26 protein-coding genes are annotated in these 26,406 nt (G+C 64.2%); 14 read left to right on the forward strand and 12 right to left on the reverse strand.

Annotated elements, in window-relative coordinates; genetic code table 11:
- Nucleotides 1-21 precede the first annotated feature (21 nt).
- The 5 genes from BM009_RS21555 to BM009_RS21575 form a co-directional block, all read right to left on the reverse strand.
- Nucleotides 22-999 (reverse strand): retropepsin-like aspartic protease, encoded by a 978-nt coding sequence (locus BM009_RS21555; RefSeq protein WP_139216712.1) that lies wholly within the window; start codon nucleotides 997-999, stop codon nucleotides 22-24.
- Nucleotides 996-2,189, reverse strand: coding sequence for an acetyl-CoA C-acyltransferase (locus BM009_RS21560; protein ID WP_217644253.1), 1,194 nt, complete (start codon nucleotides 2,187-2,189; stop codon nucleotides 996-998). Before BM009_RS21560 ends, BM009_RS21555 begins: the two co-directional genes overlap by 4 nt.
- A 29-nt stretch (nucleotides 2,190-2,218) precedes the next feature.
- Nucleotides 2,219-5,335 carry an efflux RND transporter permease subunit gene (locus BM009_RS21565; protein WP_093299604.1) on the reverse strand — a complete coding sequence of 1,039 codons (3,117 nt, stop codon included), beginning with the start codon at nucleotides 5,333-5,335 and terminating at the stop codon, nucleotides 2,219-2,221.
- The gene (locus tag BM009_RS21570) at nucleotides 5,332-6,405 is read right to left on the reverse strand and encodes an efflux RND transporter periplasmic adaptor subunit (RefSeq protein WP_093299607.1); all 1,074 of its coding nucleotides are present in this window, start codon (nucleotides 6,403-6,405) and stop codon (nucleotides 5,332-5,334) included. Before BM009_RS21570 ends, BM009_RS21565 begins: the two co-directional genes overlap by 4 nt.
- A gap of 74 nt (nucleotides 6,406-6,479) precedes the next feature.
- Nucleotides 6,480-7,094, reverse strand: a complete 615-nt coding sequence (locus BM009_RS21575) for a TetR/AcrR family transcriptional regulator (RefSeq protein ID WP_093299609.1) — start codon at nucleotides 7,092-7,094, stop codon at nucleotides 6,480-6,482.
- A gap of 68 nt (nucleotides 7,095-7,162) precedes the next feature.
- Between BM009_RS21575 and BM009_RS21580 the strand changes: the two genes are divergently transcribed.
- Both BM009_RS21580 and BM009_RS21585 read left to right on the forward strand, forming a co-directional pair.
- Nucleotides 7,163-8,623 (forward strand): efflux transporter outer membrane subunit, encoded by a 1,461-nt coding sequence (locus BM009_RS21580; protein ID WP_254772406.1) that lies wholly within the window; start codon nucleotides 7,163-7,165, stop codon nucleotides 8,621-8,623.
- Between the two features lie 3 nt (nucleotides 8,624-8,626).
- Entirely contained in the window at nucleotides 8,627-9,703 is a 1,077-nt protein-coding gene (locus BM009_RS21585; protein ID WP_093299611.1) for a quinone oxidoreductase family protein, read from the forward strand.
- A 29-nt stretch (nucleotides 9,704-9,732) separates the two neighbouring features.
- Here the strand turns inward: BM009_RS21585 and BM009_RS21590 are convergent, their stop codons facing one another.
- Complete coding sequence (locus tag BM009_RS21590; RefSeq protein WP_254772407.1) at nucleotides 9,733-11,280, reverse strand: DHA2 family efflux MFS transporter permease subunit; 1,548 nt, start codon at nucleotides 11,278-11,280, stop codon at nucleotides 9,733-9,735.
- A gap of 122 nt (nucleotides 11,281-11,402) precedes the next feature.
- Here BM009_RS21590 and BM009_RS21595 point away from each other — a divergent pair, with 122 nt between their 5' ends.
- Nucleotides 11,403-12,317, forward strand: coding sequence for a LysR family transcriptional regulator (locus BM009_RS21595; protein ID WP_093299614.1), 915 nt, complete (start codon nucleotides 11,403-11,405; stop codon nucleotides 12,315-12,317).
- On the opposite strand, the gene BM009_RS21600 is transcribed toward BM009_RS21595, so the two are convergent.
- Nucleotides 12,305-13,198 (reverse strand): AraC family transcriptional regulator, encoded by an 894-nt coding sequence (locus tag BM009_RS21600; protein WP_175488167.1) that lies wholly within the window; start codon nucleotides 13,196-13,198, stop codon nucleotides 12,305-12,307. The genes BM009_RS21595 and BM009_RS21600 overlap by 13 nt on opposite strands.
- A 115-nt stretch (nucleotides 13,199-13,313) precedes the next feature.
- Between BM009_RS21600 and BM009_RS21605 the strand changes: the two genes are divergently transcribed.
- Genes BM009_RS21605 through BM009_RS21625 form a run of 5 tightly spaced genes read left to right on the forward strand, consistent with a single transcriptional unit; the run spans nucleotide 13,314 to nucleotide 16,252 of the window.
- Entirely contained in the window at nucleotides 13,314-13,775 is a 462-nt protein-coding gene (locus BM009_RS21605; RefSeq protein WP_093299619.1) for a DUF4126 family protein, read from the forward strand.
- Between the two features lie 39 nt (nucleotides 13,776-13,814).
- Nucleotides 13,815-14,240, forward strand: a complete 426-nt coding sequence (locus BM009_RS21610) for a MarR family winged helix-turn-helix transcriptional regulator (protein WP_093299621.1) — start codon at nucleotides 13,815-13,817, stop codon at nucleotides 14,238-14,240.
- A 57-nt stretch (nucleotides 14,241-14,297) separates the two neighbouring features.
- Complete coding sequence (locus BM009_RS21615) at nucleotides 14,298-14,837, forward strand: nuclear transport factor 2 family protein (RefSeq protein WP_093299623.1); 540 nt, start codon at nucleotides 14,298-14,300, stop codon at nucleotides 14,835-14,837.
- A 46-nt stretch (nucleotides 14,838-14,883) separates the two neighbouring features.
- On the forward strand, nucleotides 14,884-15,618 hold the full coding sequence (locus tag BM009_RS21620) for an SDR family NAD(P)-dependent oxidoreductase (protein ID WP_093299625.1): 735 nt from the start codon (nucleotides 14,884-14,886) through the stop codon (nucleotides 15,616-15,618).
- A gap of 1 nt (nucleotide 15,619) precedes the next feature.
- Entirely contained in the window at nucleotides 15,620-16,252 is a 633-nt protein-coding gene (locus BM009_RS21625; RefSeq protein ID WP_093299628.1) for a glutathione S-transferase family protein, read from the forward strand.
- A gap of 30 nt (nucleotides 16,253-16,282) precedes the next feature.
- On the opposite strand, the gene BM009_RS21630 is transcribed toward BM009_RS21625, so the two are convergent.
- Nucleotides 16,283-16,846, reverse strand: a complete 564-nt coding sequence (locus BM009_RS21630) for a TetR/AcrR family transcriptional regulator (RefSeq protein WP_093299661.1) — start codon at nucleotides 16,844-16,846, stop codon at nucleotides 16,283-16,285.
- 89 nt (nucleotides 16,847-16,935) lie between these two features.
- Here BM009_RS21630 and BM009_RS21635 point away from each other — a divergent pair, with 89 nt between their 5' ends.
- The 3 genes from BM009_RS21635 to BM009_RS21645 are packed head-to-tail and all read left to right on the forward strand — an operon-like array spanning nucleotide 16,936 to nucleotide 18,926.
- Nucleotides 16,936-17,622 carry a glutathione S-transferase family protein gene (locus BM009_RS21635; RefSeq protein ID WP_093299630.1) on the forward strand — a complete coding sequence of 229 codons (687 nt, stop codon included), beginning with the start codon at nucleotides 16,936-16,938 and terminating at the stop codon, nucleotides 17,620-17,622.
- A 47-nt stretch (nucleotides 17,623-17,669) separates the two neighbouring features.
- A complete protein-coding gene (locus BM009_RS21640) occupies nucleotides 17,670-18,647 on the forward strand; it encodes an alpha/beta fold hydrolase (protein ID WP_093299633.1) in 978 nt (325 codons plus the stop codon).
- Nucleotides 18,648-18,653: 6 nt separating this feature from the next.
- Nucleotides 18,654-18,926: a hypothetical protein gene (locus BM009_RS21645; protein WP_093299635.1), complete on the forward strand. Its 273-nt coding sequence runs from the start codon at nucleotides 18,654-18,656 to the stop codon at nucleotides 18,924-18,926.
- On the opposite strand, the gene BM009_RS21650 is transcribed toward BM009_RS21645, so the two are convergent.
- The gene (locus BM009_RS21650; protein ID WP_093299638.1) at nucleotides 18,850-19,851 is read right to left on the reverse strand and encodes a GlxA family transcriptional regulator; all 1,002 of its coding nucleotides are present in this window, start codon (nucleotides 19,849-19,851) and stop codon (nucleotides 18,850-18,852) included. The genes BM009_RS21645 and BM009_RS21650 overlap by 77 nt on opposite strands.
- Before the next feature lie 232 nt (nucleotides 19,852-20,083).
- On the opposite strand from BM009_RS21650, the gene BM009_RS21655 reads away from it, so the two are divergent.
- Complete coding sequence (locus BM009_RS21655) at nucleotides 20,084-21,556, forward strand: catalase (RefSeq protein WP_093299640.1); 1,473 nt, start codon at nucleotides 20,084-20,086, stop codon at nucleotides 21,554-21,556.
- A complete protein-coding gene (locus tag BM009_RS21660) occupies nucleotides 21,553-22,212 on the forward strand; it encodes an HD domain-containing protein (protein WP_093299643.1) in 660 nt (219 codons plus the stop codon). Before BM009_RS21655 ends, BM009_RS21660 begins: the two co-directional genes overlap by 4 nt.
- A gap of 58 nt (nucleotides 22,213-22,270) precedes the next feature.
- Here BM009_RS21660 and BM009_RS21665 read toward each other — a convergent pair whose 3' ends face one another.
- Nucleotides 22,271-23,077, reverse strand: coding sequence for an oxidoreductase (locus tag BM009_RS21665; protein WP_093299646.1), 807 nt, complete (start codon nucleotides 23,075-23,077; stop codon nucleotides 22,271-22,273).
- 92 nt (nucleotides 23,078-23,169) lie between these two features.
- Between BM009_RS21665 and BM009_RS21670 the strand changes: the two genes are divergently transcribed.
- Nucleotides 23,170-23,769 (forward strand): TetR/AcrR family transcriptional regulator, encoded by a 600-nt coding sequence (locus BM009_RS21670; RefSeq protein ID WP_093299648.1) that lies wholly within the window; start codon nucleotides 23,170-23,172, stop codon nucleotides 23,767-23,769.
- A gap of 16 nt (nucleotides 23,770-23,785) precedes the next feature.
- Here BM009_RS21670 and BM009_RS21675 read toward each other — a convergent pair whose 3' ends face one another.
- Together BM009_RS21675 and BM009_RS21680 are read right to left on the reverse strand one after the other, a co-directional pair.
- Nucleotides 23,786-24,577: an alpha/beta fold hydrolase gene (locus tag BM009_RS21675; RefSeq protein ID WP_093299651.1), complete on the reverse strand. Its 792-nt coding sequence runs from the start codon at nucleotides 24,575-24,577 to the stop codon at nucleotides 23,786-23,788.
- 182 nt (nucleotides 24,578-24,759) lie between these two features.
- Nucleotides 24,760-26,079 carry a site-specific integrase gene (locus tag BM009_RS21680; protein WP_093299653.1) on the reverse strand — a complete coding sequence of 440 codons (1,320 nt, stop codon included), beginning with the start codon at nucleotides 26,077-26,079 and terminating at the stop codon, nucleotides 24,760-24,762.
- Between the last annotated feature and the right edge of the window lie 327 nt (nucleotides 26,080-26,406).

Here is a 26,406-nt window from a genome sequence, read left to right on the forward strand (position 1 = left end):
GCTCAACCTAATGCAGCACAATCAGCACGTGCCGCCGGCCGCGCTCGGACGGACATAGAGGGTACCGGACGCATAGTCGATCACGGCGCCGTTCTGGAGCATGAAGTCCGCACCAAGGGTAATCGACGCCGGAACGTTGGCGGGGATACCTGGCTTGCCCGCATAGATCGCCTGATCATAGATCACGGCGCCGCCCACCGGCCAACGGTGCCCGTCCATGCACAGCGGCACTGCGCGGGACGAAGTAAAGCTCGGCTGCACCGAGCCAGCTGGCCCGCCCGCTGTTTCACCCCGATCTGCTAGGGGCAGGTTGAGCCGCTGCGCAATCGGCAGACCGATGATATTCTCCGAGACGGTCGACACCAGCACCGGGTCCGCTGCGCCCGCCGCAGTACCTTCAACGGTGTAGTTGCGGCGCTCCGGATGCCAGGTCATCCGCAATGCGATGTAGCCACGCCCGCGAAGCGCCTCCGCCAGCTGCGCCGCATCCGCGTCGGTTTCGGCGAAGCCGAGCCGCCGCTGCGCGTAATCGACGATCACGTGGTTGGCGCGCAACCACTGCACTCCTAACATCCCCTGCATCACCGGCTTCTGCGGCGTCTCGAAGACCGAGAGCGCCACATCCTTGTTCTCGACAGCGCCTACGCGCAGCGATCCCAAAGTCGTTTCCGCGCGCCCCAAGGCGCTGACCTTGCCATGCGCGACAATGCCATAATGTCCCACGCTCTTGAGCTTCTTCAATCCGGCCCGCGCCGCATTCGCATGCGTGGTCATCACGAAGAAATCGGCATTTGAATGCACCATCAGCAGCAGTGGAACGCCGTTCAGCTTCGCCTGGACGAAGGGGCGTTTACCCGACACCTGCCGGATAACGAACGGCACATAGCTGGTCTTGGACAGCGCAGGCTCGATCGCGCCTGCAGCCAGAGTAAAGCCACACAAGGCAGTAATGGCAAATTTCACGTCCGACACTCCTGTTCTTCCGGCGGCGACCTTCACGGCCGCTCTATCGCCACCGCAGTGGCCTCGCCCCCGCCGATGCACAGCGTCGCGACGCCGCGCTTGCCATTGCGGGCTTCCAGCGCGTGAAGCAGCGTCACCAACAGCCTAGCGCCGGTCGCGCCGATCGGGTGGCCCAGCGCGCAGGCGCCGCCGTTGACGTTCAGCCTCTGCAGCGGAAATTCGAGCTCCTTGGCCGCGACCATCGCCACCACCGCGAATGCTTCATTGACCTCCATCAGGTCCACGTCCGCCAAACTCCATTCCAGCTTTTTCAGCAGCTTGCGCACCGCTGGCGCAGGCGCGGTCGTGTACCATGCGGGATCCTGGCTGTGCGTGGCATGGCCACGAAGGATCGCGCGGATCGGCAACCCTTCGCGCTCCGCCACCGATCGGCGGGTGAGCACTAGCGCGGCTGCACCATCTGCATTGGCGGAGGCGCTGGCGGCGGTGATCGTTCCATCCGGGCGGAATGCCGGCCGCAGCGTGGGAATGCGATCGGGGGAAACCTTCAGCGGATGCTCGTCGGTATCGATCGTCAGCGGGCTGGCCTTGGTCGGCACCGTTACCGGCGCAATCTCCGCTGCAAACTGCCCGCTGGCGATGGCTGCGCGAGCGCGCGTGAGCGTCTCCACCGCATAGGCGTCCTGCGCCGCGCGATCGAAGCCATATGCTTCTGCCGCCGCCTCCCCGAAATCTCCCATGGCCCGACCGGGCTCATAGGCATCTTCCAGCCCGTCGAGCATCATGTGATCGAGCACGCGATCGTGGCCGACGCGATAGCCAGTACGCGCCTTGGCCAGAAGATACGGCGCGCCAGACATCGACTCCATGCCGCCGGCGACGATTAGATCAGCGGAACCGGCGACCAACAGGTCGTGCGCCAGCATCGCCGCCTTCATGCCTGAACCGCACACCTTGTTGACAGTGGTCGCGCCGATCGCGTCCGGCAGTCCCGCGCGCTTCGCTGCCTGGCGCGCGGGCGCCTGCCCTTGGCCCGCGGGGAGTACACACCCCATCAGCACTTCCTGCGGGCGATCGAAAGCGACGCCAGATCGCTCCAGCGCCGCGCGGATGGCCACCGCGCCCAGTTCGGCCGCGGAAACCGTCGCGAGGTCGCCTTGAAACCTACCGAGCGGCGTCCGAGCCGCGCCAACAATAACAATGGAGTCTTGGTCGCTCACGCTGATCTCCTGGGGAACGGAGGATGGGAGAATGGTCACGCCACTACGATGTCGTGGGTCGCGGGCTCGTGGTGCTCCGGTGGCTCACCCGGGTCGCGGTCAAGTAGGGGCTGGATGCGGAACCAAAGCGCGTAGAGAGCCGGCAAGAACACCAGCGTCAGCGCCGTGCCACCGATCGTGCCGCCGATCAGGGTGAAGGCCAGCGAGCCCCAGAACACCGACTGGGTAAGCGGAATGAACGCCAGCACCGCCGCCAGCGCGGTCAAGATCACTGGGCGCGCGCGCTGGACGGTGGCCTCCACTACAGCGTGATACGGATCCAGTCCTTCAGACTCGTTCTGATGGATCTGCCCCACCAGGATCAGCGTGTTTCGCATGATGATCCCGGCGAGCCCGATCAGGCCTAGGATGGCGTTGAAGCCGAACGGCTGATGGAACAGCAGCAACGTGGGCACCACCCCCACTAGCGCGAGCGGTGCGGTGAGCAGCACCATCGCCATCGCCGACAGCGAGCGGACCTGGACGATGATCACAATCATCATCAGCACCAGCATGATCGGAAAGACTGCCGCCAGCGCCTTGTTGGCCTTGCCGGACTCCTCGATCGCAGCGGCCGTCTCGATCTTGTACCCTGCCGGCAGCTTGGCGCTTACCGGCGCAAGCGCCTTGGCGATCTGAGTCGAGATTTCCGGCGGCTGGAACCGCTCGTCGATGTCGCCGCGCACGGTGATGGTGGTGAAACGGTCTCGACGGCGGAGGATCGGCTCTTCCATGCGGACTTCCAGTCGGCCGATCTGGTCGAGCGGGATGCGCTGGCCGGCACTGCCGGTGAACGTAAACCCATGGAGCCGTGCGGGATCGAGCCGGTCCGGCCCCTCGCTGCGCGCGACGACGTCCACAGCGCGTATGTCTTCGCGGATCTGGGTTACCGACACCCCAGTCAGCAGGAACTGCAGCTGCTCTGCAGCATCATGACTGCTCAGGCCAATCGCCTGGAGGCGATCCTGATCTAGCACCAGATGCACGGTCGGCACGCGCTCCCCCCAGTCGGTGTTGACCTGCCGCATCGAAGCATTGGCGAGCATCACGGCGCGTACCTGTTCGGCGATACCGCGAACCTTCTCTGCGTCGGGGCCCATGACCCGGAAGGCGACGGGGAACGGCGAATATGGGCCGAAAACGAGCTGGGTGGCGCGGATACGCGCCTCGGGCACCAGCCCGTCAGCCGCTGCCTGTCGCACGCGCAGCTTGAGCGCCTCGCGCGTCTTCTCGTTCGGCGTCAGTACGACGATTTTCGCGAAGGAGGGATCGGGAAGCTCGGGCGCCATCGCCAGGTAGAAGCGCGGCGCACCCTGCCCGACATAGCTGGTGACGATTTTGGCCTCAGGCTGCCTGCGCAGCCAAGCCTCGACCTTGGCGGTGGCAGTGTTGGTCGCCTCAATGCTCGATCCTTCGGGCATCTGCACTTCGATCAGCACTTCGGGTCGATCGGAAATGGGAAAGAATTGCTGCTTGACCGATCCCATCAGCACGAACGCGCCGATCAGAAGGGCGATCACCACCGCCAGCACCGTCTTGCGCCGGCGCACGGCGCCAGCGATCAGTCGACGGACACGCCGATAGCGCGGCGTGCCGTAAATGGCGGCATGGCCACCCGCCACGCGGCCGATCTGCGGCAGCAGCTTAACACCCATATACGGTGTGAAAACCACCGCGACGACCCAAGACGTGAGTAGCGCGAACATCACCACCCAGAAGATGTTGCCGGCATATTCACCGGCGCTCGACTTAGCAAAGCCCACCGGCATCAGTCCGATCGCCGTGAGCAACGTGCCCGCGAGCATGGGCGCGGCAGTATGTCCCCACGCCCAAGTGGCGGCGCGGATACGGTCAACCCCCTCCTCCATCTTCACCACCATCGCTTCGATGATGATGATCGCGTCGTCGACCAGGAGGCCAAGCGAGAGGATCAGCGCACCGAGCGTGATCCTATCGAAGTCGCGGCCCGTCGCCAGCATGATCACGAACACCGCCGCAAGCGTGAGCGGCACCGCCAGCGCGACAACAATGCCGACGCGCCAGCCTAGGCTCACCAGGCTGACCACGATCACCACGACGAGCGCGACGAAGAATTTCAGCATGAACTCGCCGTACGCTTCCTGAATGTTCACCGCCTGATCGCTCACCTTGGTGAACGACATGCCGAGCGGGGTCTCCGCAGCGATCGATTTCGCCTCCTTGGCAAGGTCTCGACCAAGATCCAGGCCATTATACCGCTCCCGCATCACGACGCCGAGCAGCAGCGACGGCTCGCCCTGATTGCGGATCAGAAAGGTGGCAGGATCCTCATAGCCGCGCCGAACCTCGGCGACGTCCGAGAGCTTGAGCGTCTTGCCCGCGGCGATGATGGGCGTGTCCTTGATCTTCTGTAGATCGTCGAACGCTCCGTCCAAGCGCACCAACACCTGCGGCCCCTTGCTGTCAATCGATCCCGCCGGCGTCACGAGATTCTGGTTGTTCAGCGCCGCGAAAATGTCCCGCGGGCTGATGCCGAGGTTGGCGAGACGCGCGTAGGAGAACTCGACGAAGATCCGCTCGGGCCGTTCCCCGATGATGTTCACCTTTTTCACGCCCGACACGTGCAGCAGTCGCTGGCGGATGGCCTCGGCCTCTCGAACCAGCAGCCGCTGCGGCTCGCCATGCGCCTTCAGCGCATAGAGTGCGAAGGTGACGTCCCCATATTCGTCGTTGACGATCGGCGCCAACACCCCGCGCGGTAGCCGGGAAGTCTCGTCCTGCAGCTTCTTGCGCGCCTGATAGAATTCGCTCTGCACCTGGGCCGGCGGCGTCATGTCGCGGAGCGTCAACGTAGTGAAGGCCAGCCCGGGCCGGGTGAAGGTCTCGGTGCGATCGTACCAGGTGAGTTCCTGCATCCGCTTCTCCAGCGGCTCGGCCACCTGCTCCTGCATCTCCTGCGCAGTCGCACCGGGCCAGACGGTGACGAAGGTCATCACCTTTACGGTGAAGTTGGGATCCTCGGCACGGCCGAGATTGAGAAAGGCAAAGATGCCGGCGAGCGAAATGGCGATGATCAGGAACAGCGTCACCGCGCGTTCCCGGACCGCGATCGCGGAAAGGTTGAAGCCGCTCACTGTGCGGTCGCTCCGACACGCACGATCTGGCCCTCGTGCAGCAGATGCGCACCAAGGGCGACGAACCGATCGGCAGCCCGCAGACCCTCTGCGACCGTCGCGGTCTCCTCACCGATCGCCGCAATACGGACCGGCCGCCAGTGCACTTGGCGTGATGCGCTGTCTAGGATCCACAGGCCCGGCCCCTGCCCGCGATCGAACACCGCAGCGATCGGCACCTGAACACCGTGCAGCGCTTGCGGCGACGATATCGTGACGGAAACGGTCGCCCCCAGCGGGGCGCGGGCAGCGTCACCGCTCAGCACGTAGCGCGCGGAATAGGTGCGGGTTGCCGGGTCGGCCGCGTTCGAAAGCTCGCGCAGGCGGGCTTCGGCCTGTTGTCCCGTCTGGAAAAGCTGGGCTCGCGCCGCCGATCCAATCGATGGGCGCACCGTCTCGGGCAAAGCCACCAACGCCTCGCGTGGACCAGCATGTGCGAGCTTGACGACCGGCTGGCCAGCGGCAACCACCGCGCCGGGCTCGGCCAGTGTCTGCACCACGACGCCGTCCGCGTCGGCACGCAGGATCGCATATTCGGCTTCGTTGGTTGCGACCCGCGCCAACGCTTGTGCCGCGCGCAGCTCCGCACGGGCAGAATCGGCCGCCGCCTTGGCTTGGTCATACGCGGAGGCGGACACGGCACCGGCCGAAACGAGGTCGCGGTACCGCCGCTCATCGGCGGCCGTCTGCGCAGCCTTGGCTTGTGCTGCGGCAACAGTGCCTTGGCGGGCATTCGTGGCCAGCACCAAATCGGCAGGATCGAGCCGCATCAGCGGCTGGCCGCGGCGCACCAACTGCCCCGTGTCTACAAGACGCTGCACCACCTTGCCCGCCACGCGAAAGCCGAGGTCGCTCTGCACCCGCGCCGTTATTACGCCGGTGAACGCGGCAGTTCCTTCCGCCGCATTCCCGGCCTGCGCGACTCGCACCAGCGGCGGCCCGGCCCGGGGATCCGGCGCTTCTGCGCCACATGCTGAAAGGGAGAGAAGGGCTAAAAGGGGAAGAGCGACAGGCGAAAGGGTTTGCGACACGGGAGCCTCCTGGATCGGCTCCCATCTGCGCGATAGTGACTATTATGTCAATGCGTCACTCGTCATCAGTCACTCTATGGCGCCAGACTGCGCAAGATAAGAGCGGACACCTCCGTGGCCGCCTCGGCTGCGTCATCCAGACCATATTGGAGAATCAGCGGGTTGGTGAATGGCTGCACCACACGCAGGATCGCGCGACACACCTCGTCCGCCGGCGTCTTGCGCTCGAACTCGCCGGCTGCTCGTCCTTCCTGCAGGATCGTCTCCAGCCGCGCCTGTAGTCCCTCCCCATAGCGAACCGTTGTCTGCCATTGCTCCGCAGAGGAATAGGATGCGATCTCGTACAGCTTGCGATCTTCAAAGAAAAGCCGCACCCCTTCCGTAGCAACGACGCCAATGAGTCGCCGCATCTTTTCCGTGGCACTAGGCGCATCAGCGAGAGCGAAATCAACCGCATCGAGGATAACTGATAAGAAATTCCAGCAGATTGCCTCGCCAATCGCCTGCTTGGAGCCAAAGAACTTGTAGATATAGGCCTTGGAAAACCCGATTTCACGAGCGAGGTCGGACACGGTGGTCTTGTCATAGCCGTAGCGGCTGAAATGCTCACCCGCTGCAGCAATGATCTGCTGGCGCAGGCGCGCCGCGTTTTCCGTCCGATCGGACGCCTGGGGTTCCACATTGCTCATTCGAAGGCTGATAGGACAGCCGGCCCAGCTTGACAACGAGTGTCTATAATGGAATTTGGTCACAATCATTGACCGAGGACGACATGCGAACTCTCTCCCTCCCGTCGAGAAGCCTGGCGCTGTGCGCGCTCCTCTCCGCTTGCGCCGTCGGCCCGGACTACCAAAAGCCAGACCTGGCCGCGCCGCCCTCCTTTGTGAGCACGCAGGTGTCGAATGATGCCGCTGCGCCTCGTGCCGACTGGTGGAACGCCTTTGGTGATCCCATGCTCACCACCTTCGTCGTCAGGGCGGAAGCCCAAAATCTCGATGTAGCCCAGGCATTGGCGCGCGTTCGCCAAGCCCGAGCTGGCCTTCAGCAGGCGACGTCCGCGCTGCTGCCCTCCGGCACCATCTCCGGGCAGGCGGCCACTGCGCATCTTTCTACCGATACGCCGACGGGGCGTATCGTCACCCAGGTTGCCGACGCTGGCCGCGATCTGGAGACGTACGAACTGAACGCGAATGCCGGGTGGGAACTGGACCTGTTCGGCGGCTTGCGGCGCGGTCGCGAGGCAGCGATCGCCGACTATCAGGCATCGCGCGCGGGCGTCGCCGCTGCCCGGCTGAGCGTCGCGGCGCAGACGGCAGATACCTATGTGATCATTCGCGGGCTCCAGGCGCGCCTGGCGATCGCGCGCGATCAGGTCGAAACGCAAAGGCGGCTCGTGCAGACCGTCGCGCTGCAATACGCCAAGGGTGTCGCCGCCGAACTGCAGCTGCGCCAGGTCGAAGGCGCGCTTGCCCAGATCGAGGCCACCGTGCCGGTGCTCGAAAATGCGCGCGACGTGGCATTGAACGCGCTCGATATCCTGCTCGGCCAGCAGCCAGGGACGTGCAGGCAGGAATTGGCGGAAGTTCAACCGATCCCCGCCGTTCCCGCGCTTGGGGGCATTGGCACGCCGGCCGATCTTCTACGGCGACGGCCGGATTTGATTGCGGCCGAGCGCCACCTCGCGGCATCCAATGCGCGGATCGGCAGCGCGATCGCCGAGTATTTCCCGAAGCTCTCCATCGGCGGCCTGATCGGCACGGCGACCACCGCCACGAGCACATTGTTCACCGGCGGCGCGTTTCAGGCGCAGGGCGTGGCGGGCCTACGCTGGCGGCTTTTCGACTTCGGCCGCGTCGATGCGGAGATCAAGGTTGCGCGCGGGCAGAACGCCGAGGCGCTGGCCGTTTATCGGCTGAGCGTGCTGCGCGCCTCCGAGGATGTCGAGAACGCACTGTCCGCACTGACCCGGCGATCGCAGCAGCAGGAGACGCTGGCTGGCGGCGAGCGCGCCCTTGCGCGTGCGCGGGACGCATCCTTCGCCGCCTACAAGGGCGGCGTCGTCAGCCTGATCGAAGTGCTCGATGCCGACAGCCGCCTGCTCGGCACACGCGATGCCCGCGCCCAGGCGCAGACCGAGGCGGCCCGCGCCGCCATCGCCACTTACCGCGCGCTCGGCGGCGGCTGGGACATACTTGGCCCGACGGACGGAAGGATCTGAATCATGGCAAGCACCAACTTTCGCGCGATCGGCTATACGGAGGCGCGCGCCGGACTGCCGCTCGTCGCCTTCGATCACCCGATCCCCGTGCCCGGTGCCGGCGAAGTCCTCGTGCAGGTGCTGGCCTCTTCGCTCAACCCGCTGGAGTACAAGCTCGCCGAACTCAACTTCATGGGCCGCGCAGCGCCAGTGCCCCTCGGCTTCGATCTAGCCGGGTATGTCGCGGCGGTGGGGCCTGGCGTCGAGACCTTCGAAGTTGGCGATCCGGTGGCGGCAATGGCCGATTGCGACGGCGACGGCGGCTGGGCGGAAGGCGGTGCGGGCTATGCCATCGCCCGCGCCGCTCTTACCGTACGCAAGCCGAGTGCGCTCAGCTTCGCAGCAGCAGGCACGCTGCCGGCCTGTTTTCTCGCCGCGCACCTGGCGCTTACGGAGCATCTTGCGGGCGTGCAGTCGATCTATATTCCGGGTGGCGGTGGCGGTGTCGGGCACCTGGCCGTGCAGATCGCCAAGAAGGTGTTCGATGTGCCGCTGGTGATCAGCAGCGCCGGCCGAGCAGACTCGCGCACGCTGGCGGAAAAGTCGGGCGCCGATATCGTGCTGGATCGTCAGTTACAGGATATCCCCCGCGAGGTTACGGGTCTTACCGCCGGACAGGGTGTCGATTTTGTGTTTGACGCGACCTATAGCGAGATCGGCTTCGTCGAAACCGCCGGGCTGGTCCGCCGCGGCGGTGCTTGGTCCGTGCTGGGCGTCGGCCCGGGCCGTACGACCCGCACCAGCGAAACGAAGAGCCCAGTCACGGACATCCTCGCGGCGCGGGAAGCGACACTACTCAATGCCAATGTGCTCAGCTTTTTCAGCACGCCGGCGTCCGGCAGGGCTCAGCATTTCGCGCCACTTGAAGCCGGCATGCGCGATCTCGCGCGCTGGACCGCGCTTGGGCGGGTCACGCCGCATATCGGCGCCACGCTGCCGGGAACAACCGAGGCGATCAGCCACGGCCTCGCGGAACTGAAGGCGGGGACTGCGCCTGTCGGCAAGATCGCAGTGCAGCTTGGGCACAGCGCAGGGCAATGAGCCCTGCCCTGCGTTCGTGGCGCGGACGCTCAGTCCGCCGCCACGACATGGTCGCTGGGTGCCGGGCGCTTGCAGAACCACAAGATCGCTATGAGTGCGAACGAAACCCAGCCGCACAGCCAGAAAATGTCAGTGGCAGAGAGCAGATACGCCTGCTTGATGACTTCCTGGTAGAGCAGCCCAATGCTCTGCGCATGCGAGACACCCCGCGCGCCGAGATCGAGCTGGTCGCCGGGCCATCCCGCTCCCTGCGTCGAAATCGCCTCCACCAGCGCCGTCTGGTGAAGCGCTTCGCGGCGATCCCAGAAGGTCGTGACCAGCGAGGCCGCAAAGCTGCCGGCGGTGATCCGCGCGAAGTTGGACAGGCCGCTCGCCGAGGCGAGCTTTTCCGGCGGGATGCCGTCCAGCGAGATGGTCAGCAGCGGCACGAAAAACAGCGCTGTCGCAACGCCCTGCACGAAGAGCGGCAGCGCGAGCGAGAGAAAGTCGGCATCCGGCGTGTAGTTCGCACGCATCAGGAAGGAGCAGCCGAAGCAAAGAAAGGACAGGCTGGCGCCCAACCTCGGGTCGACCCGCAACCGCCCGGCGAAAGGCGTGGCCAGCACCGCCAGCACGCCGCTCGGTGCTGCGACCAGTCCCGCCCAGGTGGCGGTGTAGCGCAAATGCTCCTGCAGCAGAAGCGGCAGCAGCAGGTTATTGGCGAACAACAGCGCATAACCAAGGCAGATCGACAGCGAACCCAGCGCGAAATTGCGGCTGCGGAACAGGCGAAGATCGACGGCCGGGTGCGCGTCGGTCAATTCCCAGACGATCCACAGCGCAAAGCCGATCACCGCGCAGATCGCGAAGGCGGTGACGAGCGGGTCCTCGAACCAGTCACGGTTCTTGCCGAGGTCGAGCACGATCTGCAAACTGAACACCCAGAAGGCAAGCAGCGCCAGGCCGACCGTATCGACCTTCAGCTTGCGGGTGTTTTCGGCCATGCCGGCCAGGTTTCGGCGAGTGATAAACGCAGTAGCGATGCCGAACGGCACGTTGATCAGGAAGATCCAGCCCCAGAAGTAGTTGTCCGAGATATAGCCGCCGAGCACTGGCCCCAGCGCTGGCGCGGACAGGGTCGTCGCCGACCAGATCGACAGCGCAAGGCCGCGCCGCTGGGGCGGGAAGACCGAGATCAGCAGCGCCTGGCTACCCGGGATCATTGGCCCGGAGACCCCGCCCTGCAGCACTCTGAACAGGATCAGCGAAGGCAGGTCCCACGCGATGCCGCACAAAAAGGACGCCATCGTGAACAGGATCACCGAGGTAACGAAGGTGCGCACCACGCCATAGCGCTGAGTGAACCATCCGGTCAGCGGCACCATCACCGCATTGGCGACGGCGAACGAGGTGATGATCCAGGTCCCATCATCGGTCGAATGGCCCAGATTGCCGACAATGGTGGGAAGCGAGACATTGGCAATCGAACCATCGAGCACCTGCATGAAGGTGCCCAGCGCCAATGCCATGGCGGTGACGGCAAGCGCAGGGCCCGCCAGGGTCCCAGCCGCGCCCTGCGGGTTGGTGTCGGTATCCATCGTTCCTCGGAAGAGTTCGGGAGCGGCGACCTAATTGGTCGGCGGCAGCAGACGTACGCAGAGCCTTCCACTTCGTCCAAAACCTTCGCGGTCCTGGCCACAACTTGTTGGGTAGAGCACTGATGGAATTACGGCAGCTCCGCTATTTCCTCGCAGCTTCGCGTCATCTGAACTTCACGCGCGCCGCGCGGGAGGTGCATATCGCGCAGCCGCCCTTCGGCCGACAGATCGCTGCGCTCGAGGCGGAACTGGGCGCCCAGTTGCTGAACCGCGAGGCGCGCGGCATGTCTCTCACGGCGGCCGGCGCTCTGGTGGCTACCCGCGCCGAAGAAATACTGGGCAGCATCCGGCGGCTGGAACAGGACGTCGCCGCGCTCCCCATTGATGGCCGCAGCCTGTTCCGCATCGGCGCGACGCCATGGCTGCTGCACGGCAGGATGCCTGATGGCATCGCCTATCTCCGCCGCGCGCATCCCGATCTGGAGGTGAGTCTTTCGGTTCATCCTACCGAGGAACTGGAAGCCCGCTTACGGCGCAACGAGCTGGACCTGACCGTGGGAGACGAACCCAGCCAGGACGCTGCGATCGAACAGATACAGATCCGGGAGGAGGCCTTCGTCCTGGCGGTGCCGGAGGGCCACCGCCTGCTGCTTCCACCGGCCGGCCGCGAGCCAGAAGAGGACGTTTTAATCCAGATCGAGACACGCAAGGCCGGGCGTGACGAACACTTCGCCAAAGCCCTACGCGCATTGGGCGTGCGGATCGGAAGGACACTCACGGTCACCGAGCCCGGGGCGGCGTTGGCGCTGGTGGCCGGCGGCGCCGGTGTCATTGTGGTACCTGCGCTTGCGCGGCGAATGCGCTCGCAAGGCATCGTCTATCTGCCGCTGCCAGGCATCTTTTCTCCGGTATTGTTATCTTCCCTCCGCGGAAGGAATATGGCCATCGTCGCTGGTCTCGCCGACGCGCTTCGCCGCCTGGAGGCCGAGAATCGATTCCAGGCGCCACCAGAAGCGAACACTGCTCAAGGTTCCTGACGCGCTTCGCTCGGCGGGACTCCGAAACGCGCTTTGTAGGCCCGGCTAAATGCCGCATCGGAATCATAACCGATGGTGCGGGCCACCACGTTCACCCGAGCGCCCTCAATCCGCAGCAGGTCACGCGCCAGGTGCAGCCGCCAGTTCTTCAGGTAGCGAAGCGGCGGCTCACCGGTACAGGCGAGAAACCGTGCGGCGAACGCCGAGCGCGACATCGCCGCTGCGGCAGCAAGCTGCTCGAGAGTCCAGGGGCGATGCGGATCAGCATGGATGGCACTGAGCGCACGCTCGATCCGCGGGTCCGCTAGGCCGCCGATCCACCCGTTCGCGCCTTCCGGCAGCGCTGCCGCCCAGGAGCGCAGCGTCCGCACCACCAGCACGTCAATCAATCGAGAGATCATGATGGCCGCGCCCGGCCCTGGTGCTGTCGCCTCGGCCAGCAGGAAGTGGACGAGCGGCTCAAGCCAGGCGGCATTGCCGCCCTGATCCCGAGCGATGCGGATGAAGGACGGCAACGTGCGGAAGATCGATTCCTGCGTTCGATCGTCGAAGCGGAACGTGCCGCTCACCAGTCGCGTGTCGTCGATCGCGGCGATGGCATGGGCATTGCCCAGCGGCACCATGATCAGATCGCCTGCGGTCGCTTCGTGGAAGGTCGCGCCGAGGCTCAGGGTGACGCGCCCCTCGGCCACCAAATGGAAGGTCGAGGCACCGGCTGCAACCCGCTTTAGCGCCCCTGCCTCTAGGCTGGAGGCCGCAATGGACTCACCGCGCATCCGCAGCGGCGACAATAGTTCCGACAGAAGATCGCTGCTGCGCGCGTCCGCAGACGATCGGGCAAGATCTGCGGATGCACCGTCATGGGCTTCTTCAAACGGCATACGCATATTCGAAACGGACGAGCGGTGTCACGGCGATATGCCCCCAGTCGATGTGCGCGGGTCGCGCAGACCGCCCCTCTTTCTTCAAAGCATATGAAGCGCAAGGACCTTTTCGATGTTGATACTTCCTCCTTTCCTGCTCGGGTTTGTAGCCGGGCTGCGCGCGATGATGGCACCTGCCGCAGTCAGCTGGGCTGCCTATTCCGGCGCGATTGATCTCACCGGCACGCCTTTGGCGTTTCTCGGATCTATCTGGGCCGCGGCTGTTCTCTCGATCGCGGCAGTCGCAGAACTCATATCCGACAAGCGCCCGACCACCCCTGCCCGCACGGTACCGCCACAGTTCGGCGCGCGGATCGTGATGGGCAGCCTCAGCGGAGCAGCATTGGGCGCAGCACAGGGAAGCCTTGTAGCCGGAATCGTTTGCGGTCTGTTCGGAGCGGTGATCGGCACGTTGGCCGGGCGCGCCGCCCGTGCCGCGCTTGCTCGTGCCTTCCGTGCCGACCGGCCTGCGGCATTGGTCGAGGACCTGGTGGCGCTGATTGGCAGCGCGCTGATTGTTACAAATTTCTGGTGACCCTCTTGAATAGTGCAATTGCACATATATGTTTCGACCATGACGAGCGGTTTTGGACCCGACCTCTGCCACAACTTTGCTGCGCGCCGTAGCGCGCGCAGCCTGACACGGCTGTACGACCAGCATCTCGCATCATCCGGTCTTTCTGCGTCGCAATATTCGATCCTTGCCGTGATCGATGCGCGCGGGTCGATCACCATCGCCGATCTTGCCGAGCAGATGGTCATGGAACGCACGACGTTGATGCGCGCGCTCGGCCCATTGGAAAAGGCGCGTCTGATCGAACGGCGCCCGGTGGAGCGACAGCGTGCCAACGCGCTCGCCCTAACAGACGCCGGCGCCGCGCGGCTGCATCTTGCGGCCCCGCTTTGGGAGGCTGCGCAACAGGCATTCGAGAGAAGCGCCGGCCCGGACCGCGCAGCGCAGCTTCGTGACCTGATCCTGGCAATCGGGTTCGAGCGATAAGACGCACCTCACTTGTACCTCATGATGTGCAATTACACACTGTTTTAGGAATTTTGAATGGGCTTCTTTCCAAAGATTCGTGCCAGCAGCGTTGTCGCTCCTGAAGTCCGCGCCGACGCCATCGATTATGTGAACCGGGTCAACTGGCTGTTCGAGACGTGGGACCTTGAAGGCGCGATCGCCGCCTTCACGAGCGACGCCCGGGTATATCATTTCCACGGTTCGCTGCACGGGGAAGCGGAGATCCGGCACTTCCTGAGCGAGGTATACCCCTATCTCATTCCGGGCGTCAGTCGGCACGCCTCCAATCACATCGTCGATGTCGAAGAGAGCGGACTGGTGGCGGTGCGCTACCAGAACCTGCTGGTCCGCTATGCGACCCTGGAGGATGCCCCCAAGCTGGGCGACGGACAGGTGCACGAGAGCGAATTACTGCCCGCGCTGTGGCTCTACTCGCCGATGCTCGATCGATTGGAGAAGACCGAGAAAGGCTGGAAGATCGCGGAGCGCTACATCGGCAGCTCCACCACCAACATGATGCTGACGCCGGTGGATACTTCAGCCGCGGCGGTCGCACCGTATCTGCCCAAGCCTTGACTCTACGGCGTCCCGCTTGCCCCACGTTTACGATCGGAGATCCACAATGAACATCCAAGATACTGTCGCCTTCGTCACGGGCGCCAACGGCGGCATCGGTCGCGCGCTCGTCGCTGAACTGCTCCGCCGCGGGGCGGCAAAAGTCTATGCCGCCGGGCGTTCGCACGAACAACTCGCCCAGCTCGTTGCCGAAGGCGGCGGCAAGGTCGTACCCGTCCTTCTGGACCTCACCGATCCGGCGCAGATCGAGGCGGCAGCTCGCACCGCGAGCGACGTACAGCTGCTCGTCAACAATGCCGGCGTCTGCGAAATGACCGGCGTGCTCTCCGAAGGCGCCGATGCCGCCGCGCGCCGCGAGATGGAAGTGAACTATTTCGCGCCACTTGCACTGTCCCGCGCGTTTCTGCCCGTGCTGAAACGGGCCAACGAGGCCACCGTCATCAACATCCTGTCGTTCCTGTCGCTGGTTACCATGCCGAAGATGGGCACCTACTCCGCATCCAAATCGGCCGCACTGGCACTGACGCGGAGCCTGCGCGCCGAACTCGCCGATCAGTCAATCGCCGTGGTTGCGAGCATGCCCGTGCAGGTTGACACGGCGATGGGCGCCTGGTCGTCCGACGCCAAAGTCACGCCTGCCGAGGTGGCTACCGAAACGCTCGATGCGCTGGCCGAAGGTCTCGACGACGTCTTCCCGGGAGAACCGACCAAGGGTCCGGCGGCGATGTTCGCGTCTGATCCCAAGGGGCTGCAGGCCTATATCTCTACGGTTTTGCCCTGAAATGCCGCAGACGGTCCCGCAGCCGCCCGCGCTTGAGCTGATCGGCGCCCGCACCGGCAACTGCCTCAGGGTGGCGATCGCAATGGAAGAGGCGGGGCTAGCCTATGCAGTCCGGCGACTGAACCTTCGGGACGGGGAGCAGCGCTCTCCGTCTCATCTCCGGTTGAATCCCGCCGGCAAGGTTCCGACGTTGATCGATCGACGTGGGCCCGAGATGCTCACGATCTCACAATCGAACGCCATCCTGCTGCACCTTGCCCGTACCACCTACGGGCTGCTGTTGCCGGAGGATCCTGCACGACATGCGCTGGCGCTAGAACGCTTCTTCTACTTCGTCACGGATGTTATCGGACCCAGCCATGCGGCGTTTCGTGCGCGTCAGCTTGGTGACGACGACGCGGCAGACCATCTCGACGGGGTTGCGGTAATGGCCCTCGCGGCAGCCAATGCCTTTCCGGCGCCGGGCGGCTACATGGCCGGCGACAACGTGACGCTTGCCGACATTGCAGCGTTCACCATCGCAGGCTCCTACCGCACGGTGCTGGATCCAGGGAAATTCGCCAACTTTGTTGCTTGGTACCAGCGGATGGACACCAGGACGGCCGTTCAACGTGGGATGCGGGCCTGGGCCTGACGGCTCGGCTGAAGCCGTCACCATCACCTTTTACGCTGGAATGAGACGACTTGCGCGGTACGACTGGATCGCCCGGTCGTACATCGTGGCGTCGCTTCGTCCGCGCGCGACAAGTTGCGCGCCTTCGATAGCCGCGAAAATCGCGATTGCCCGGTCATGCCGGGCATCCGCACGCAGCTCCGGCAGCAGGCTTTCCAATCGAGACTCCAGCCACGCGACGTTCATGTCGGTGAACCGCGACACTTCGACACGCACTTGCTCCGGCAAATCATGCTGCTCCGCCGCCATGATGCCGCACAGGCACATCCGGTTGTCGTCTTCCAGCGCCTTACGGAAAATCGCCAGATACCCGTCGAAGCAGCCGACAGCCGAGTCGCAAGCCGACAGCTCGTCCAGATAGGCTTTGCCCTGCGCGGTATAATCGCGGGCGAGCTCTGCTCCAAGGTCGCCCTTTGTCGGGAAATGGTAGTGAATGCTGGCGCTTTTCACACCAATTTCCTTGCCGATTTCGCGGAAGCTCAAGGCGTTATAGCCGCGCGCCTGCACCGCAGAGCGGGCCGCTGCCAAAATCGCCTGTCTCGTATCGGACATCATCAATCTCCCTATCGACTGATAGATAGACATTGACTCCGCCGACAACAACGCTCACTATCTACCTATCGATAGATAGGGAGTATACTCACATGCGAATCTATGACCGTTCAGGCTTCCCCAATCCTGCCCGGGTCCGCATCGTCGTCGCTGCGAAGGGTCTTGAGGATCAGATCGAATTCGTTCCCGTCGACCTGATCGGCGCTGCCCACAAGCAGCCCGAATTTCTCGCGAAGAACCCATCGGGTGTCCTGCCGGTGCTCGAGCTCGACGACGGCACGTTCATCTCCGAAGTCACCGCAATCACGGAGTATCTCGACAATCTTGACGGCGCGCCGCTGCTGACCGGCCGCACGCCGCGCGAGAAGGCGATGATCCACATGATGCAGCGCCGAGCAGAAGCCGAGGTGAGCGAGGCCGTCGGCCACTATTTCCATTATGCCACGCCTGGACTCGGCGCCGCGCTGCAGCCCCACAAGAGCCTCGACTGGGAGGGCCGTACCGCCTGGGGCGAGCGTGAACGCGATCGTGCCTTTGCAGGCATGCGCTATTTCGATGGCGTTCTCGCAACGCGGCCGTTCGTTGCCGGGGACGCCTTCTCGATGGCCGATGCCACGCTGCTCGCGGGACTGATGTTCGCCGATGCCGCCGGCATCAGCGCGCCCCAGGACCTGACCGCCCTCGCCGACTGGCGCAGCCGCGTCTCGGCGCTTCCGTACGTCGCCAACCGAAGCGGCCAAGCCTTCGAGGCCGAAGACCTCCGCCGTCTCGGCTTCTGATCCATCGCGGGCGGAGCCCCTGCTCCGCCCGCCAAGGGAGACCACGCATGTCCAATGCCTTTTTTGACGGCAGCCGCCGTTCCTTCCTGGCCGCTGGCACCGGCGGCGCTGCCGCGATCGGCTTTGCCGCCTCCAGTCAGGCCGCGACCCCGGTGGCGGCCGATCCCCGCTTCCCCGGAAGTACGCGTGTGATCAACCGTACCGCCAGCACGCTCCGCCTCTCGGACGGGACCGAGCTCTACTACAAGGACTGGGGCAAGGGTCCCGCTGTAGTTTTCTGCCACGGCTATCCGCTCTCGTCGGATGCGTGGGAAGACCAGATGTTCTTCCTAGCAGCGCGCGGTTTCCGCGTTGTGGCATATGATCGTCGCGGCTTCGGGCGTTCCAGCCAGCCGTCCCATGGCTATGACTATGATACCTTCGCCGACGATCTCGCCACGCTGATCGAAGCGCTCGACCTCCGCGCGGTAACGCTGATCGGTCATTCGATGGGTGGCGGAGAGGTCGCGCGCTATATCGGCCGCCACGGCGAGGGGCGCATCGCCCGCGCCGCCTTCGTCGCGGCCGTCACGCCGTTCCTGTTGAAGACGGCCGACAACCCCAACGGTGCGCCCAAGGCCCTGTTCGACACCTTCCGGGCAGCGGTGCTGGAGAATCGCGCGCAATGGAATCGCGACGTGACGATCCCCTATTACAGCTTCAACCGGCCAGGCGCGAAGCCTTCCGACGGGTTGCGCGAGAATTACTGGCGGCAAGGTCAGGCCACCGGCATCCAGGCGGCCTATCACGCGCTCGGCGCCTTCTCGGAGACCGACTTCCGCGCAGATCTCGCCAAGATCACAGTGCCTACCCTCGTCGTTCACGGCGATGACGACCAAATCGTACCCATTGAAATCTCGGGCAAGCTAACGGCGCAACTGGTGCCGCATGCTCAGTTGCTGGTCTACAAGGGCGGCTCGCACGGCCTGCTGCACATCGACAAGGAGCGCCTCAACGCTGACCTGCTCGCTTTTCTTCAGCGCTGAGGCGTGATGGCGATCGAGGAGGAACTCGACCGCTTCGCCGCCATAGGCGATGACGGCAGTTGGCTGACCGTCATCGCCTATCGGCTGGTCGACACCCTGGACACGCCGCGCGGACCGCGACGCTTGCTGGGCGCGCGGGCGTGGCGCTTGTCGACGAGCGAACCGCTGTTGCTCGTCGACAGCGCGACCTATCTGGTTCCCGCTACCGGCGAGCTGGTGCGGCGGCTGAATCCGCCTGCCGGTGGCCGCGGAAACTTTCCCGGTAGCGCGCGGGGTTAAGGCCCACCCTGCGCTGAAACGCTCCCCGCATCTGTTCGGTGCTGGCAAAGCCGCAGTCGAATGCGATGGCCTTGAGCGGCCGGTCACTCATCTCCAGCAGCTTGCGCGCCTGATCGATTCGCACGCTTTCAACGAAGTCATGTGGGGTCACTCCCAGTTGGGTGACGAACAGCCGCGCGATGCTGCGCGGGCTGGTGCCGCCTATTTCCGCCAAGCGCTTTACGTGAAGCGGCTCGTCCAAGTGCCCGAGGACATAGTCCTGCACCTTGCCGACGGGCGAGTCCGCATCGATGCGGGCGGTGAGCAATGGGCTGAATTGGGATTGGCCGCCCTGACGCTGCGCTACGACAACCAGCCGCTTCGCGCAGGCTAGTGCCAGTGCCTCGCCATGGTCCTCGCTGACCAGCGCCAACGCCATGTCGATCCCCGCCGTGACGCCCGCCGAAGTAATCAGCGCCCCATCGCGGGCGAAGATGCGGTCAGGCTCGACCCGCGCCTTCGGGAAGCGCGCGGCGAGTAAAGCCGCATTCTGCCAATGCGTCGTCACGGTCCGACCGTCGAGCAACCCGGCATGGCCAAGCGCGAAAGCGCCTGTGCAAACCGATCCATAGCGCTCGGCGCGCGCCCCGCAGCTTTGTAGCCACCCCGACACCATCGGATCTGCTGCTGCGTCCGGCAGCGTAGGCCCGCCCGCCACCAGCACGGTGTGGAACCGCCGCTCCGCCTCCCCCAGCGAAAGATGCGGCATCAGCGCCATGCCGTTCGAAGCGCGCACCGGCGCATGCGACGGCGCTACGAGCAGGCCGTCATAGTACTCGGATTGGGGAAGAAAGCCGTTTGCTTCGGCGAAGACATCGAGCGGCCCAGCGACGTCGAGCGCCTGCACTCCATCCTGAATCAGCACCGCGATCTGCCGCTTCGCCACGCTATCCTCCCCTTCCGATCACCGTGATCGCCTATCCGAACCGCGCGGCATCATATCACACAGCATTGGCAGAATTTCCAGCAAGCGCGCGATTGCTGCCAGGCCCGCATCTTGCGAAAACCGCGGGGTCGGCACGGGTTGTCCACCCCGCAATCGCCCGTGCCGACACCCGATCTTCCGGCGGAGCGGTCCGCCGCCGCGCCCCAGGCGCGCTTCCACAGGAGCCTATCCGATGGCTGACGACAGGCATTTCACCACCGCTGCCGGCGCGCCGGTGGCAGACAACACCAACATCCTCACCGCGGGCCCCCGCGGCCCTGCGCTGCTGCAGGACGTGTGGCTGCTCGAAAAGCTCGCCCATTTCGATCGCGAGGTGATTCCGGAACGCCGGATGCATGCGAAAGGTTGGGGGGCGTATGGCCATTTCACGGTCACGCACGACATCACGCGCTACACCAAGGCGGCGATCTTCTCGGAGGTCGGCAAGAAGACGGATCTGTTCCTGCGCTTCTCGTCGGTTGCCGGCGAGCGTGGCGCCGCAGATGCGGAACGGGACATTCGCGGCTTCGCGGTGAAGTTTTATACAGAACAGGGCAACTGGGACCTGGTGGGCAACAACACGCCGGTCTTCTTCTTCCGCGATCCGCTGCGCTTCCCCGACCTCAACCACGCGATCAAGCGCGATCCCCGCACCGGACTGCGCTCGGCGGACAACAATTGGGACTTCTGGACGCTGCTGCCCGAAGCGCTGCACCAGGTTACGATTGTGATGTCGGAGCGTGGCGTGCCGAAGAGCTTCCGTCATATGCACGGCTTCGGCAGCCACACCTACTCGATGATCAACGCCGCGCGCGAGCGCGTGTGGGTCAAGTTCCACTTCCGGACCCAACAGGGCATCGCAAACCTCACCGACGTCGAGGCCGGCGAGATCGTCAAGAACGACCGCGAGAGCCATGGCCGCGACCTGTTCACTGCGATCGAGACCGGCGACTATCCCCGCTGGACCCTGTTCATCCAGGTAATGACCGAAGCGCAGGCCCAGTTGCACCGGCACAATCCGTTCGACCTGACCAAGGTATGGCCCAAGGCGGAGTTCCCGCTGATCGAAGTGGGCGTGCTGGAGCTGAACCGGAACCAGGAGAACTATTTCGCCGAAGTCGAACAATCCGCCTTCTCACCGGCAAACGTCGTGCCGGGCATCGGCTTCTCGCCGGACAAGATGCTGCAGGCGCGGCTCTTCTCCTATTCAGATGCGCAGCGCTACCGGCTGGGCGTCAACTTCGCCCTTATTCCCGTCAATGCGCCGAAATGTCCGGTGCACGTCTATCACCGCGACGGCGCAATGCGGACCGACGGCAATCTGGGTGCGACCACGCCCTATCACCCCAACAGCAGCGGCCTGTGGGCCAACCAGCCCGATTTCGACGAACCGCCGCTGCCGGTGGACGGTGCCGCCGCCCATTGGGACCACCGGGTCGATGATGATCACTGGGAGCAGCCAGGCAATCTGTTCCGCAAGATGACGCCGGCCCAGCAGCAAGTGCTCTTCGACAACACCGCACGCGCGATGGGCGACGCGGCGCCGCACATCAAGCAACGCCATGTCGACAACTGCACGCGCGCAGATCCCGCCTATGGCGCCGGCGTCGCCGCCGCCCTCGGCCTTCCCGCCTTGGCCGCCCCCACACCGGAGAACTCCGCATGACCGATACCCTGCGCAACAGTGCCGCGATCCACGGAATCGCGGTGCCCGATTCCCGCTTAGGCCGCGCGATCACCGCGTTCGTGCGCGACACCGAAAGCGAGCTGTTGTTCAACCATTCCAGCCGCGTCTTCCTCTTCGGCGCGCTCGCCGGGCTTCAGCGCGAACTGAGCGTGGATCGCGAACTGCTCTATGCAGCTGCGATGTTCCACGACATCGGCCTGATGCCCTCGCACAGCAGCCCGGATCTGCGTTTCGAGGTGGACGGCGCGAATACCGCGCAGGACTTCCTGCTTGGGCATGGCGTCGATCCGGGCGAGGTCACTCTGGTATGGACCGCCATTGCGCTGCACACCACGCCCGGCATCCCCGCCTTCATGCATCCGGTGGTCGCGCTGACGACTGCCGGTGTGGAAATGGACGTGCTCGGCCTGACCTATGACGACTATGACGATGCCACGCGCGACGCGGTGGTTGCCGCCTTTCCGCGCACGGCGCATTTCAAGGAAGACATTCTCCAGGCGTTCTACGAAGGCATCCGCCACAAGCCGGACACGACTTTCGGCAACGTCAAGGCGGATGTCATCGCGGACAAGGAGCCGCATTTCCACCGCGGCAATTTCTGCTCGGTGATCCGCGGCTCCCGCTGGGCAGGCTGATCGTCTCCTGAAGACTTTGGATCGACGGCCGATCCCTCGGCCGCCGATCCACCTTTTTTCAGGCCGGGAGCCGCATCTGCTTGCGAAAGCTTTTGTCGAAGGCGCCTTCGGGCACGAAGCGGCGAAGCAGGCTGACCTGGCGAGCGACCTTGCCCACCGTATAACGATGCCGGGGCGCCCGCGCAGTCGCCGCTTTCAACACCGCCGCTGCAACAAGCTCGGGCGGATCCGCCTGTACCATCACATCCCGCATCAGCGCCTGAGCATTAGCGCGGGCCTCAGCATAGGCATCCAGCGGTGTGTCCGGCACGACGAGGTTCGCTTCGAACGCAGTCTGGGTATAAGCAGGCTCGATCAGGCTGACCCGAATACCGAAGCCGCGAAGCTCGTGATCCAGCGATTCCGACAGCCCCTCGAGCGCGTGCTTGGACGCTGCGTACAGCGCCGAATAGGGCGCCGGCAAGAAGCCCAGCACAGAACTGATGTTTAGGATCCTGCCCTCTCCCTGCGCCCGCATCTGCGGCAGCACCGCCTTCACTGCGCGAATGACGCCGAACAAGTTGACCGCAAACAAATCTTCCGCCTGCGCGATCGACGATTCTTCAAGGCCGCCAAGCAGCCCCACTCCCGCGTTGTTAACGAGAAGGCGGATAGGGCCAGCCTGCGAGGCTGCGGCAACGGCCGCCTCCACCGACGCGGTGTCGGTCACGTCGCAGGCGAGCATAGTCACCCTATCGATATTCTCGCGCGGACGCCGGCTGGTGCCAAACACGCGGTAGCCGCTCGCGGCGAGCAGCTTCGCGGTCGCCAGCCCGATCCCGGTCGATGCACCCGTTACCAGCGCAACCCTGTCATTCTCCTGCATATACAGCCTCTTGCCTCCTGCTCGACTCGTTTATAGTATGATCATCATATTATAGTATGGCCATAATACAATGCTGAAGAAGGAGCACGCGCATGCGACGATCGTCGCTTGAGAAAGCCGCCTCGCGGGAGCGGATCGTGGCGGCCGCCGGGCGGCAGTTTCGCGACCAGGGAATCGCTGCCACGGGCCTGGCTGGCATCATGGCCGAAGCCGGGCTGACCGTAGGTGCCTTCTATGCGCACTTCCAATCGAAGGAGGATTTGGTCAGCCACGCCCTCGACGCGGCGCTCGATCAGCAGCGGTCGGCGCTGTCATCCGATGCCGGGTCCAACCTACTTCCTGCGCTGATCGACGCCTATTTGTCGCCAGCGCACCGCGACGCGCCGGGGCAAGGCTGCGCTAACGCGGCGCTTGTCGCGGAGATCGCACGCCAGCCGGGGCCGGTGCGCGAGGGCTATACCGCGCAGCTCCGCACGTTGATCGATCAGCTCACGCCTGCGTGCCGCTCCGCAGACGACAAGGGGGCCCGTAGCCGGGCAATTGCCACCTTCGGGATGCTGATAGGCTGCCTCCAGCTCGCTAGAGCCGTGGACGATCCCGCGCTTTCTGAAGAGATCCTAGCCGCAGCCAGGGAGGCGGCTGTCGGGCTGGAGAGCCCGGCGCGTCAGAATGACGAAGGGCCCGGCGAATAGCGCCGGGCCAAGGTGCTCACATCGTCGCCTGCTCGATCGCTGCAACGAGCGCGGCCGGGTTGGTGACGAAAGGCGTATGCCCCGTATCGAGGGACACTTCCTTGCGCACCGGCGTCGCAGCCACCATTGCCGCCTGTCCTGCAGGGCTTACGACCTGATCGCGAGCGGTGTGGACATAGACCTTGTCGACACCGGCGAGCCTGCCGGAAAGGTGGATCGGCTCAGCCAGCGGCGCCAGCGGCTCTGGCACGACTGCCTTCGCAACCACCGCCTGGACACCCGCATCGGCATCATTAGCAAACAGTTCGCCGCGAGCATCCTCCGCGATTGAGGCGATGCCGTTCGCCTTGTCGACGATCAAGTGCGGCGCAACTTGCGAGCCCGGATCGGCCGTCGCCAGCGAGAGCAGCGAGTCGCCGTCGCGCGGCAGTAGAGCCGCCACATAGACCAAGGTGCGGACCTTCTCTGGCGCCGCGTCTGCAACGCTCGAGATAATTATCCCTCCGAAGCTGTGCCCGACGAGGATGACGGGGCGACGAGCCTTGTTGATCGCCTCCAGCACTACGCGTCGATAGACATCCAAACTAACGGCGTCAGAGTGCTCCGGGCTGCCTGGCCTGCCGGGCAGATCTACGGAAAGCACGCGATAGCCGTCGTGTCGCAGCGCCACCTCCACGCCATTCCAGATGGCGGCAGTCTCGAATGCTCCGTGCACGAGCACAATGTCGGGCTTTGGCTCGGGTCGCGCTATCGCGGGCAGGCTAGCTAGAGCGGTGCATATGGCGAGCAGGGTCGACGTTATTTTCATATGAGGGTCTCCGTTGTCGAGACCGAAAGCTAGTGCGTTTGCGCAGTGCACCCCATGATTGCAAATCCAGTAGATTTGCCCAAACGTCTGCATACCTGCAAATGCGCGAGAGCAGCGAGCGATGGCAGCTAAGTCTTACGGCGATTACCGAGGTGCCCGCCCATGGATCAGGTAGCCAACCATTATGCGTTCCCGGACGTTGGCTGACACTTATCGGACAAAAGTGGAACTACGGCACGTGCCGCGATCTCCTCCAAGCCGTCCGCAATCCAAAAGCTGTAGTGCTTCTCGATCATCTCGACACTGGTGTCGTGCAGAGCGGCAACAAGTCGAATGGGACTGCACAAGCGCAAGTGGCGGACGATTGACGAGTGGCGGAGACTGTAGGGTCCATACCCAGGAAGGCCAGCACGTTCGGCGACGAGCCTGAACACCTTGGTGATCTCGTGGGAGGCCCGCCACGGTCGACGTCCCTCGCGAACCCATCTGCCAGGTCCTTTTTGGCGATGATGCCAGCGTTCCACCAGATGGGCAGTTTTGTCCCGCCCATCGATAGCGGGCTGCAACATCTCAATTACGTCCTTTCCAACTGGAATCGGAACGTAGCGCGCGCTCTTCTTGCGCCCCTTGGCACTTGACGACATCATGATGCGCGATGCGATGATCTGCAAGTCTTGCACCGCAAGGCGTTGCACCTGACTAAATCGGGCGCCCGTGGCGGCCAAGATAATGACCATTCGCAGGAGGTCGCCGTCCCAATCCCGCTCATTGTCGATTTGTCGGGCGGCCTCAATGATCCAACGCACCTCTTGATCGCTTAGGATTTGACTGTCCCGAGCGACAATCTCCGCCGGCTCGACTGCCTCGGCGCAGGGTGCTTTCAGTCCATTCTTGATGGTTAGGGGAAGATCGGCCGGAAGCCCGCGACGCCCTTCCAAGGCGGCCGCATTCAGCGCTGCCTTCAGATCGGCCGCTAAGCGCGTCCGGGAACTTGCTTTCCCGCTGGTGAGCGCCTCGCGCCAACCCCGCAGCATCTCTTCCGTCAGCGCGTGCAAGGGCACGTTGCAAAGAGCATCGTTGCACAAGACGTGCTTTGTGAGGCGGGTGTCGGCAGTCGACCGCACCGTTCGTCCAGCGCGCACACTGGCCCGTGCGTTCTGCCGAACGATGTAGCTCTTCACCGCAGCCCGCACGGTTATGGCGGGGCCAGCCGCTTCAGCCGCAGCAGCGCGGCGACCGCTCGCGACAGCCTCGCGTGCCGCCTTGCAAGCACCTTCGAACGTGAGCGTCCCTTCGGTAATCACATCATCGGCTGTGCCGATGGTCTGCTGCCGATACGCACCATCCCCTTCGTAGCTGCGTACCAGCCATCGCCCGCCCCGCTTCGCCTTGCGGTAGCCAAGATGCGTGTCCGGATCGAGCAGGCGCCAGTGTACACCCGGCGTCAAATTCGCCCGCGATGCTCGAGTGGTGATTGGCGTTTCTCTCAGGTTTTTCGGCATGTTGGACCTGAAAACTTGTCAAATATACGTCAAATATACGTCAAATATACGTCAAATATACGTCAAATATACGTCAAATATACCCCTCCGGATCGCTCTGCACAAGCGCGCACTTATTTCGTTAACATATTGATATACATGGATGTAGTTGGATGGCCATGGACGTCAAAATACCTGAATTTGTCTCTCCGAAGGCAGAGTCCACAGGTTCGAATCCTGTCGGGTGCGCCATCTTTTCAATGACTTAGCGAAGCATCGCGACGGCCGTACGGAAAATGTACGGAAAACATCGTCGGATGAATTCGTTCGTCATGAAACCATACATGA

The organism is Sphingomonas sp. NFR04 (assembly GCF_900114095.1).
Classification (GTDB): Bacteria; Pseudomonadota; Alphaproteobacteria; order Sphingomonadales; family Sphingomonadaceae; genus Sphingomonas.

Excerpts from the sequence above, each read along its gene's own strand:
- BM009_RS21670 (WP_093299648.1), top strand. The coding sequence starts at position 23,170 with ATGCGACGATCGTCGCTTGAGAAAGCCGCCTCGCGGGAGCGGATCGTG.
- BM009_RS21595 (WP_093299614.1), top strand. The coding sequence starts at position 11,403 with ATGGAATTACGGCAGCTCCGCTATTTCCTCGCAGCTTCGCGTCATCTG.
- BM009_RS21660 (WP_093299643.1), top strand. The coding sequence starts at position 21,553 with ATGACCGATACCCTGCGCAACAGTGCCGCGATCCACGGAATCGCGGTG.
- BM009_RS21635 (WP_093299630.1), top strand. The coding sequence starts at position 16,936 with ATGCGAATCTATGACCGTTCAGGCTTCCCCAATCCTGCCCGGGTCCGC.
- BM009_RS21655 (WP_093299640.1), top strand. The coding sequence starts at position 20,084 with ATGGCTGACGACAGGCATTTCACCACCGCTGCCGGCGCGCCGGTGGCA.
- BM009_RS21665 (WP_093299646.1), bottom strand. The coding sequence starts at position 23,077 with ATGCAGGAGAATGACAGGGTTGCGCTGGTAACGGGTGCATCGACCGGG.
- BM009_RS21610 (WP_093299621.1), top strand. The coding sequence starts at position 13,815 with ATGACGAGCGGTTTTGGACCCGACCTCTGCCACAACTTTGCTGCGCGC.
- BM009_RS21615 (WP_093299623.1), top strand. The coding sequence starts at position 14,298 with ATGGGCTTCTTTCCAAAGATTCGTGCCAGCAGCGTTGTCGCTCCTGAA.
- BM009_RS21585 (WP_093299611.1), top strand. The coding sequence starts at position 8,627 with ATGGCAAGCACCAACTTTCGCGCGATCGGCTATACGGAGGCGCGCGCC.
- BM009_RS21680 (WP_093299653.1), bottom strand. The coding sequence starts at position 26,079 with ATGCCGAAAAACCTGAGAGAAACGCCAATCACCACTCGAGCATCGCGG.
- BM009_RS21600 (WP_175488167.1), bottom strand. The coding sequence starts at position 13,198 with ATGCCGTTTGAAGAAGCCCATGACGGTGCATCCGCAGATCTTGCCCGA.
- BM009_RS21645 (WP_093299635.1), top strand. The coding sequence starts at position 18,654 with ATGGCGATCGAGGAGGAACTCGACCGCTTCGCCGCCATAGGCGATGAC.
- BM009_RS21630 (WP_093299661.1), bottom strand. The coding sequence starts at position 16,846 with ATGATGTCCGATACGAGACAGGCGATTTTGGCAGCGGCCCGCTCTGCG.
- BM009_RS21620 (WP_093299625.1), top strand. The coding sequence starts at position 14,884 with ATGAACATCCAAGATACTGTCGCCTTCGTCACGGGCGCCAACGGCGGC.
- BM009_RS21575 (WP_093299609.1), bottom strand. The coding sequence starts at position 7,094 with ATGAGCAATGTGGAACCCCAGGCGTCCGATCGGACGGAAAACGCGGCG.
- BM009_RS21640 (WP_093299633.1), top strand. The coding sequence starts at position 17,670 with ATGTCCAATGCCTTTTTTGACGGCAGCCGCCGTTCCTTCCTGGCCGCT.
- BM009_RS21625 (WP_093299628.1), top strand. The coding sequence starts at position 15,620 with ATGCCGCAGACGGTCCCGCAGCCGCCCGCGCTTGAGCTGATCGGCGCC.
- BM009_RS21605 (WP_093299619.1), top strand. The coding sequence starts at position 13,314 with ATGTTGATACTTCCTCCTTTCCTGCTCGGGTTTGTAGCCGGGCTGCGC.
- BM009_RS21675 (WP_093299651.1), bottom strand. The coding sequence starts at position 24,577 with ATGAAAATAACGTCGACCCTGCTCGCCATATGCACCGCTCTAGCTAGC.
- BM009_RS21590 (WP_254772407.1), bottom strand. The coding sequence starts at position 11,280 with ATGGATACCGACACCAACCCGCAGGGCGCGGCTGGGACCCTGGCGGGC.